The organism is Blastococcus sp. CT_GayMR20 (assembly GCF_004570345.1).
This window is the reverse complement of record NZ_SPQM01000167.1, coordinates 1-8806: the sequence shown is the minus strand read 5'-3', so window position 1 is coordinate 8806 and position 8806 is coordinate 1. Positions and strand designations below refer to the sequence as shown.

Genomic DNA, 8806 nt, shown 5'->3' with positions numbered 1-8806 from the left:
CCGGGCGTGCTCGTCGGCGGCCCGGCGACCGGCCCGGACGGCGAGCCGCAGCACCGCCGCCAGCGTCAGGAACACCACCGACCCGAAGAGGAACTCCGGGGCCCCCGCTGCCTCGTCGACCCGCACCCAGACCGCGTTGGCGGCCACGATCGACGCGGCGGCGAGAGCGCTCAGCACGCGGGTGCGCGGCATGCGCCGACCGTAGCCAGGGACCGGCCGTCATGGCGTCGTCCGAAGGTCGGAGACGACTCGTCCGCAGGTGCCGTCGCAGTCGGTCCGTCAGGCCGACGCCCAGCCGCCCTGCCGTTCCTAGCGTCCTCGGCATCGCGCAGCCACCAGGGAGGCGCTGTCCGGAGGAGGAACTCGTGAAGCAGCTGGAGCGGTCGGCGCTGGGCGCCGCGGTGGTCCTGTCGGTCGTGTCCATCGGCGACGCCGTCCTGCGCGCCACCACCGACGTCGTCCCGCCGTGGGACGACGAGAGCACCACCACCTGGGCGCTGGTCACCACCAACCTGCTGATGATGGTGACCTTCGGGCTGCTCGCGGCGGTGCTGGTCCGCAACGCCCGGCTGATCGACGCCGGCAGCGGTGTCGTCCGCTGGATCCGGCGGGTGTTCGCCGCCGACCTGGCGGTCCTCGCCACCGGCTACCTGCTGGTCTCCGTCGCCGGGTCCGAGGCCTTCGGAGCCGTCGCCGGCATCGCGTTCCTCGTCATGTTCGTCCTCGGCGCCGTGCTGGGCGGAGCGCTCCTGCGCCGTCCGGACGTCCGGGTGCCCGCGGCACTGATGGTCGCCCCGGTCCCGATCATCGGGCTCACCTTCGCCCTCGAGGCGCTGGCGCCGGGCTGGGGGCACCCCGGATACGCCGAGACCGCGTTGTACCTCGGCATCGCCCTGCTGGGCCTCACCACCGCCGCGGCCCCCACGCACACGCCCGCGCGGAGCGTGGCTGCCCGATGAGCCCACGGCGCCGAACGGGACCTCCCGTCCGGCACCGCCGCGTCAGCTGCCGGCGCGCTCGCCGCCGAGCGCGGCGCGGCCGGCCTCCAGCCGGGCAACCGGGACGCGGAACGGCGAGCAGGACACGTAGTCCAGGCCCACCTCGTGGAAGAAGTGCACCGAGTCGGGGTCGCCGCCGTGCTCGCCGCAGACCCCCAGCTTGAGGTCCGGCCGCGCCTCGCGGCCCTGCTGGACGGCGATCTCGACCAGCCGGCCGACGCCCTCGCGGTCCAGCGACTCGAACGGCGAGATGCCGAAGATGCCCTTGTCCAGGTACTGGTGGAAGAACGCCGCCTCGACGTCGTCGCGGGAGAAGCCCCACGTCATCTGGGTGAGGTCGTTGGTGCCGAAGGAGAAGAACTCCGCCGACCCGGCGATCTCGCCGGCGGTCAGGGCCGCGCGCGGCACCTCGATCATCGTGCCGAGCAGGCCGTCCACCTCGCAGCCCTCCTGCTCGAAGACCTCGTTGAGAACCCGCACGGACACCTCCCGGATCGCCTCCAGCTCCTGCACGGCACCGACGAGCGGGATCATGATCTCCGGCCGCGGGTTACCGCCGGCCTTCTTGCGCTCGCAGGCCGCCTCGGCGATCGCGCGCACCTGCATGGCGAACAGACCCGGGACGACCAGGCCCAGGCGGACGCCGCGCAGCCCGAGCATCGGGTTGGACTCGTGCATGCCGCGGACGGCGGCCAGCAGCCGCAGGCTGCCCTCGTCGGGCTCGCCGCGTTCCTCGGCCAGGGCGACGCGGACCGAGAGCTCGGTGAGGTCGGGCAGGAACTCGTGCAGCGGCGGGTCGAGCAGCCGCACGGTGACCGGCAGCCCGTCCATCGCCTCGAAGATCTCCAGGAAGTCCTGCTTCTGCAGGGGCTCCAGGGCGTCGAGCGCCGCCTGCCGCTCGTCGTCGCCGTCGGCCAGGATCAGCTTCTCGACCAGCTTCCGCCGGTCGCCGAGGAACATGTGCTCGGTCCGGCACAGACCGATGCCCTGGGCGCCGAACCGGCGGGCGCGGGCGGAGTCCTCCGGGGTGTCGGCGTTGGTCCGCACCGCCAGCTGCCGCTTTTGGTCGGCGTGGACCAGGATCCGGTGCACACTGCGCACGATGGCCTCGGTGTCCTCGGCCTCGGGGTCGATCTCGCCCTCGAAGTAGCGGACGACGGCTGACGGCTCGACCGGCACCTCGCCGAGCCAGACCCGGCCGGTGGACCCGTCGATGGAGATGACGTCACCCTCGCTGACGACCGTGCCGTCGGGGGCGGTGAACTTCTTCGCCTTGGTGTCGACCTGCAGCTCCTCCGCGCCGCAGACGCACGTCTTGCCCATGCCGCGGGCGACGACGGCCGCGTGCGAGGTCTTGCCGCCGCGGCTGGTCAGCACGCCCTGCGCGGCGATCATCCCGGAGAGGTCGTCAGGGTTGGTCTCGCGCCGCACGAGGACGACGTCCTCACCGCGCTGCGCCCACGTCACGGCCTCCTCGGAGGAGAACACCGCCTTGCCGACGGCGGCGCCCGGCGAGGCGTTCATGCCCTGGGTGAGCTGCGTCGCGTCCCCGCCCGAGATGAACCGCGGGAACATCAGCTGGGCGAGCTGATCACCGGTCACCCGGCGGACGGCCTCGTCCATGTCGATGAGGCCCTCGTCGACCAGCTGGGTGGCGATGACGAACGCCGCGGCGGCGGTGCGCTTGCCGACGCGGGTCTGCAGCATCCAGAGCTTGTTGCGCTCGATGGTGAACTCGATGTCGCAGAGGTCGCGGTAGTGCGACTCCAGCCGCGACATCGTCGCCATGAGCTCGTCGTAGGCCTCGCGGTCGATGTCCTCCAGGTCGCCCAGGGGGACGGTGTTCCGGATGCCGGCGACGACGTCCTCGCCTTGGGCGTTCTGCAGGTAGTCGCCGTACACGCCCTGCGCGCCGCTGCCCGGGTCGCGGGTGAACGCGACACCGGTGCCGGAGTCGGTGCCCAGGTTTCCGAAGACCATCGAGCAGACGTTGACCGCGGTGCCGGCGTCACTGGGGATGCGCTCACGACGGCGGTAGATGATCGCCCGGTCGGAGTTCCACGAGTCGAAGACGGCGTTGATCGCCATGTCCATCTGCTCGCGCGGGTCCTGCGGGAAGTCCTCGCCGGTCGCGTCCTTGACGATCGCCTTGAACCGCCCGACGACGTCCTCGAGGTGCTCGGCGTCGAGATCGAGGTCGAGGTCGGTGCCCTGCTCGGCCTTCACCTCGTCGAGCGCGTGCTCGAACAGGTCGCCGTCGATGTCGAGGACGGTCTTGCCGAACATCTGGATCAGCCGGCGGTAGGAGTCCCAGGCGAACCGCTCGCTGCCGGACTGGGCGGCGAGCCCCTGTACCGACTCGTCGTTGAGGCCCACGTTGAGAACGGTCTCCATCATCCCGGGCATCGAGGCGGCGGCGCCGGAACGCACGGAGACCAGCAGCGGGTCCGCTGGGTCCCCCAGCGTCTTGCCCATGGCCTTCTCCAGCGCCGCCAGGTGCTCGCTCACCTGGGCGTCGAGCTCGGGCGGGGTGCCGCCGTGCTCCAGGTAGTAGCGGCAGGCGTCGGTGGTGATGGTGAAGCCGGGCGGCACGGGCAGGCCCAGGTTCGTCATCTCGGCGAGGTTGGCCCCCTTGCCGCCGAGCAGGTCCTTCTGGTCCTTGCTGCCCTCGCTGAAGTCGTAGACCCACTTCGTGTCAGCCACCGTGCACCTCCGCGCTCGTCTGCTCCGGCGGGCGCATCACCGTGGAACGACGGCGCCGCGTCGACAAGACGTCCTAAACGTCCCGTCAATGATGTGCCGTTGATCGTGGCGGACGAAATCGGGCCGCGCGAGCCCAGGGCGGGTGACTCAGGTCACGCGGGGGAGGCAGGTCAGCGCACTCCGCACACGGAGGCGCCGTCCTCGTTGATGACGCTCAGGACCGCCGTGCCGCCGTCCGACCAGCGGACCGTCACGTCGTAGCCGGCCTCCCCGTCGACGTCGGTCTCCTCGGCTGCGGTCACCGTCGCCGTGCCGGATCCGCCGTACTCGTCCTCGAGGTCCTCGACGGCGACGCGGGCCCGCTCCTCCTCGCAGAGCAGCCCGTACGCGGTCTCGAGGTCACCGTCGGCCAGCGCCGCGACGAAGACGCCGGCCGCCTCGCGCACCTGGTCCTCGGGCGTCCCCTTGACCAGCGGCATGAGGACGACGAGCAGCACGGCCACCAGCACGGTGCCGCCGAAGATCGCCACCAGCAGCTTCCCGCTGCGCCGCGGGGTGCCGGTGTGCAGCGGCGCCGGCTCGTCGTCGTACAGGAACGGCCCCGTCGTCATCCGCCGCTCACCTCCAGCTCGGCACCGGCGGGCGGCCGCGGGTCGTCCCGGTCGTCGAGCCAGCCCTCGGGCAGCGCCACGGGACGCGGCGGGCTGGTCCGCCCCCGCGGAGCCCCGAGGACGGCGGTGGGATAGGGCTGGTCGGGGATGCCGGCCAGCAGCTCGGCGAGCTCGTCGAGGCCGCTGACCATCGCCAGCGCGCGGCGCACGTCGGAGCCGACCGAGAAGCCCTTCAGGTACCAGGCGACGTGCTTGCGGAAGTCCGTGCAGCCGTGCAGCTCGCCCTGCGCCTCCGAGAGCAGGGTGGCGTGGCGGTGCATGATCGCGGCGACCTCGGCCATCGACGGCAGCGCGCGCCGCGGCGTCCCGGCGAAGGCGGCGGCGAGGTCGCCGAACAGCCACGGCCGGCCCAGGCAGCCCCGTCCGATGACGACGCCGGCGCAGCCGGTCTCGGCCACCATGCGCAGCGCGTCGTCGGCCTCCCAGATGTCGCCGTTGCCGAGCACCGGGATGTCGACCGCCTCGACCAACCGGCTGATGGGCGACCAGTCGGCGGTGCCGCTGTAGAGCTGGTCGGCGGTGCGCCCGTGCAGCGTGATCGCCGCGGCGCCCTCGTCCTGTGCCGTCCGGCCGGCGTCGAGGTAGGTGACGTGATCGGCGTCGATGCCGATGCGGGTCTTGACGGTGACCGGCACGTCCCTCGCCGCCCGGACGGCGGAGCGCACGATGTCGCGGAAGAGCACCCGGCGCCAGGGCAGGGCCGAGCCGCCGCCCTTGCGGGTCACCTTCGGAACCGGGCAGCCGAAGTTCAGGTCGATGTGCGCCGGGCGGGTGCCCGCGACGCCCTCGTCGACCAGCATCTCCACCGCGCGGCCGACCGTCGCGGGGTCGACGCCGTAGAGCTGGACGGAGAACGCGTCCTTCTCGTCGGCCGTCGCCCGCACCATCTGCAGCGTCTTGACGTTGCGCTCGACCAGCGCACGCGTCGTGATCATCTCGCAGACGTAGAGGCCGGCGCCGAACTCACGGCACAGCGTCCGGAACGCCGGGTTGGTGATGCCGGCCATCGGCGCCAGCACCACCGCCGGGTCCACCGCGAGCGCGCCGAGCTTCAACGGCGGCAGGGCCGTCGTCGTCCGCTCGAGCGTGCTGGTCATGCCACCCAGCGTAGGCGGAGAGGCACGTCACCCCCCTCGTCCGGTCGAGTGGTGAGTTGTCGTCGTTCCCGCCGGCGCGTCCTCGCGTGTCGGCGACCACAACTCAGCACTCGCGCACCGACCGCGCCTCTGCTGCGCTGCTGCAAGCACGAGCAGTGCCGCCATGGACGATCTGCTCACCTGGTTGAAGGACTACTCCCCCGCCGTCGTCGGACTCGTCGCTCTCGCGGCGGTGTTCCTGTTCGTGGCCAAGACCGTCGTGGAGAAGGCGGTCTCCGCGCGGCTGGACGCCTACGCCGAGGACCTCCGCCTGCGACTGGACCGCAGGTCAGGGTTCGAGGAGAAGATCCTGACCGACCGGTACGTGGCGTTCAGCGATCTGTCCATGCGGCTGCAACGCATCACGACGACGCTGAACCGGACGCGGCACGGGCAGGCGTTGCCGGACGGGTTCCTCGTCGGCTACGACATCGTCCCGCTCACCGAGGTCTACGAGGAGCTCAACGTCCGGGAGCTGCTGCTGGGCCCTCGGCTGCACGCTGCGCTGACCGAGGCCGCGCGCGTCGCCCTCGATCTGGCGAACGCCCGCTCCTCGGACGACTGGCCCGCCCTGGAACCGGTCTGGTTGCGCGCGACGGCACGGCTGAAGGCGGCCGCGGACGAGGAAGAAGGTGGGTACGAAGGCGAGACGCGGCCACAGACCGCCTCTGATGTGGGCGAGGCACCCATCGGAATGGTCGCCGATGGGTGGCCGTGCAGGGATCCCTTGTTGCCCGAATGGAGCGGGAGCACACTCGCCGCGTGGGGGACAACGGGGATCCACCTCAGAGGTGGAAGATCATCGACAAGCCTGACGGGACCGCCAAACCGAGTGCCGGCGCGGAGTTCGAGCGGTTCGGTTCACAAACACGGTCTCGACGTCATGATAAGTCGGAGAGGGAAAGTTTCATCGACGCCGGCAAATTGGGGTCTGCGTCGAAATGGGCAGCGAGCGGCTTCACGGCCTTGCTTGCCCTCCTGCTCTTCTTCGGCGTGAAAGAGGGTGTCCTGGATCAGGCGCTGCGGCAGTATCCACAAGCCGCACTCGCTGTCGTGTTGTTCTTGGGTGGGGGACTGCTGGCTTCCCTGTTCGCCCCCGCACTGCGCGCCGGTGTGCTGATGAGATTCTGGGCTGTTCTCGTGGCGGTCGCGGCCATGATGCTCGTCGCGGCGATGGTGCTTCCTGACATCCTGCGACCACCCCCGCCGGGCCAGACTGAACTCGCATGGTGGCAGATCACCCTCGCACTCCTCTGGGCGTTCGACGTCCTGGCACTCGTCGTGGCGCTCGTATGGATCATCGGGCGGGGCCCGTCTCGGGTGAGGCTGAGCATTTCTACTACGGTTGCTTTGATTGCCGTGCTCATTGCCTGGGTGCTTTGGAGAGGGTTCCCGCATCCGGATGACGACTCCGCGGGGAACCTGGCACTCTCCACACTTTCGTCGCTCAGCATGGTCGCGGCCGCCCTCGCAGTTCCCTTCGCCGTGTCGTCTTTACTCGAGGTCCAGCGAAAGGAGAAGGAAGACGCTGCCGCCAACAGATCCCAAACCGTCAAGGACGCGGATCTGGCCAAGCGGGAATCCGCGAAGCGTAAATCTGCCAAGCGGCAAGCGCAGACGCTGCTGGTCGCGGCTCCGATCGTCATACTTCTCGCAGGTAGTTATCTCCTGCGCGACGTCGAGGCACCAACGGTCATCACGTCTGCGCTTGTCCTGCTCTTCGTGATCGCGATCGCGTGGGCGTATGTCCGCGACGTGACCATCCCGTTCGTCGCCGCCGTGATCATCTTGGGCGTCACAGCCACCGCGCTCGGCCTCTACGGTGCGTCGAAGCTGTCCGTTCAGTCGAAGTTGGCCGCGATCAACCCACGAGTCACGGCCGTCTTCATGACGGTCGACGGCACACCTGTCGTCCAGATCCACGCATTGGCTGGGCGCATGAGCAAGCAGAACCTCGTCGTGAGGGTCCACGGCACACCACGTCCACTCCCGCCTCCACCGGACGACGATCAAGCACAAAGCGGGGAGGACGGAGACGCCTCGCCACCGGCTCGTCAGGACCGCAAGTCCTTCAGCATCTGGACGAGTCTTCTGCAGCCTGACGGCTTGGACAGCATCGATGAGGTCGTCAATGTCCCGCTGCTCATGAGCAGGTGGGAAGAAGTCACCGTGAGCCACTGCGTGGTCGACGTGAGCCAGGGGCGCAAGTGCCCCACCGAGGATGCGCACATCAGCAAGGTGCTCCAGGCGGACAACCCGCGTGGTGGCCTGGAACTGACGGGACACATCACCGCCGAGTCCGCCGGTGCTCTGGAGGTCACCGTCGCCGGGACGGACATCGCACCCGGCACAACCCTTCAGGTCTCGGTGTGCCGACAGGGGGCCGAGGGCAGACCTTCCTATCGGCTGGCCTTTGCGACCTTGTCCGCTGACCCCGATGGAAAGCTCACGTGGAATCCGGAAGTCCCTGCGGGTGAGCAGGGAGACACCCTCGTCCTCCACTACGCGGAGTGCCTGGACGGCAGCTGCGGACCAAACGCCGAGCTCGCCAGGTACACGCTGCCATGACCACGGGTGCGGTTGACCGCCGAGTGCCGAACCGCAGACGAAGGCTCTGAGAGGCGCTGATGGAAGAGTGGATCAGCCTGGTGACCGTTCTAGTCGGCGCAGTCGTGACCGGCATCCTGACGTACGTCAACGTCCGCTCGCGAAAGGCCGCAGAGCTCGAACTGATAGAGGAGAGGCGGCTGAGAGATCTCCGCCTGCCGCACTACCAGCGGCTCTTCGACGCGTCCGGCACCATCGTCGAGGGACCCCCGCCACACTCTGACCACTGGCGATTCCAGCCCGGCGCACCGCTCCTGACTCTTCGTCGGTGGTACTTCGACGAGGCCGCGGGGATGTTCCTGACGCCGGCCGCGCGCGACAGGTTCTTCGACCTCGTCAATGCTCTGCACTCCGGCGTCACGACGCTGCAGGCGGGATCGATTCTCACGGACGACGAAGCAGACGGCATCTGTCTGCACGCCCGGAAACTACGGTTCCAGCTGACCGAAGACGTCGGAGTCGGTCGCGCGCCGGGTCAGCGCGCGACCGATGCGATGACGGCGGAGGCGTCCTAGCCAACCTGTTCAGCAGCCGGGGAGGCGGGCGGCGAGGAACGCCTCGACCGCGTCCAGCGGGTGTTGGTCGCCTGGTCGAAGTACGACAGGTCCGTGCCCGAGTGCTCGGAGTGCGTCGACAGGTCGAAGTCGGTGCGGTTGGCGATGCCCTCGAGCTCGCCCCACTCCGAGCCCTG

9 protein-coding genes are annotated in these 8806 nt (G+C 69.8%); 4 read left to right on the top strand and 5 right to left on the bottom strand.

All coding sequences use genetic code 11. The features are described from left to right. The coding region (locus E4P40_RS23900) for a hypothetical protein (RefSeq protein ID WP_135160871.1) at nt 1-192 on the bottom strand (192 nt) is incomplete at its 3' end. Nucleotides 193-365: 173 nt separating this feature from the next. On the opposite strand from E4P40_RS23900, the gene E4P40_RS23895 reads away from it, so the two are divergent. After that, on the top strand, nt 366-959 hold the full coding sequence (locus E4P40_RS23895) for a hypothetical protein (RefSeq protein WP_135160870.1): 594 nt from the start codon (nt 366-368) through the stop codon (nt 957-959). A 42-nt stretch (nt 960-1001) separates the two neighbouring features. Here E4P40_RS23895 and ppdK read toward each other — a convergent pair whose 3' ends face one another. The 3 genes from ppdK to dusB all read right to left on the bottom strand — a co-directional run bounded on the left by ppdK (nt 1002) and on the right by dusB (nt 5469). Next, nucleotides 1002-3701 carry a pyruvate, phosphate dikinase gene (gene ppdK / locus E4P40_RS23890; protein ID WP_135160869.1) on the bottom strand — a complete coding sequence of 900 codons (2700 nt, stop codon included), beginning with the start codon at nt 3699-3701 and terminating at the stop codon, nt 1002-1004. A 170-nt stretch (nt 3702-3871) separates the two neighbouring features. Next, entirely contained in the window at nt 3872-4312 is a 441-nt protein-coding gene (locus E4P40_RS23885) for a hypothetical protein (RefSeq protein WP_135160868.1), read from the bottom strand. Next, nucleotides 4309-5469 (bottom strand): tRNA dihydrouridine synthase DusB, encoded by a 1161-nt coding sequence (gene dusB / locus E4P40_RS23880; protein WP_135160867.1) that lies wholly within the window; start codon nt 5467-5469, stop codon nt 4309-4311. The genes E4P40_RS23885 and dusB overlap by 4 nt, the downstream gene beginning before the upstream one ends. Nucleotides 5470-5632: 163 nt before the next feature. On the opposite strand from dusB, the gene E4P40_RS23875 reads away from it, so the two are divergent. The 3 genes from E4P40_RS23875 to E4P40_RS23865 all read left to right on the top strand — a co-directional run bounded on the left by E4P40_RS23875 (nt 5633) and on the right by E4P40_RS23865 (nt 8630). Next, complete coding sequence (locus E4P40_RS23875) at nt 5633-6505, top strand: hypothetical protein (protein WP_135160866.1); 873 nt, start codon at nt 5633-5635, stop codon at nt 6503-6505. Beyond that, the gene (locus E4P40_RS23870) at nt 6475-8076 is read left to right on the top strand and encodes a hypothetical protein (protein WP_135160865.1); all 1602 of its coding nucleotides are present in this window, start codon (nt 6475-6477) and stop codon (nt 8074-8076) included. Before E4P40_RS23875 ends, E4P40_RS23870 begins: the two co-directional genes overlap by 31 nt. Nucleotides 8077-8156: 80 nt before the next feature. After that, a complete protein-coding gene (locus E4P40_RS23865; protein ID WP_135160864.1) occupies nt 8157-8630 on the top strand; it encodes a hypothetical protein in 474 nt (157 codons plus the stop codon). Here the strand turns inward: E4P40_RS23865 and E4P40_RS23860 are convergent. After that, a partial coding sequence (locus E4P40_RS23860) for a hypothetical protein (protein ID WP_135160863.1) occupies nt 8627-8806 on the bottom strand: 180 nt, incomplete at its 5' end. The two genes, E4P40_RS23865 and E4P40_RS23860, sit on opposite strands and share 4 nt — an antisense overlap.

Bases quoted from the DNA above. Each gene is read 5' to 3' on its own strand.
- E4P40_RS23885 (WP_135160868.1), bottom strand. From the start codon at position 4,312: ATGACGACGGGGCCGTTCCTGTACGACGACGAGCCGGCGCCGCTGCAC.
- E4P40_RS23875 (WP_135160866.1), top strand. From the start codon at position 5,633: ATGGACGATCTGCTCACCTGGTTGAAGGACTACTCCCCCGCCGTCGTC.
- dusB (WP_135160867.1), bottom strand. From the start codon at position 5,469: ATGACCAGCACGCTCGAGCGGACGACGACGGCCCTGCCGCCGTTGAAG.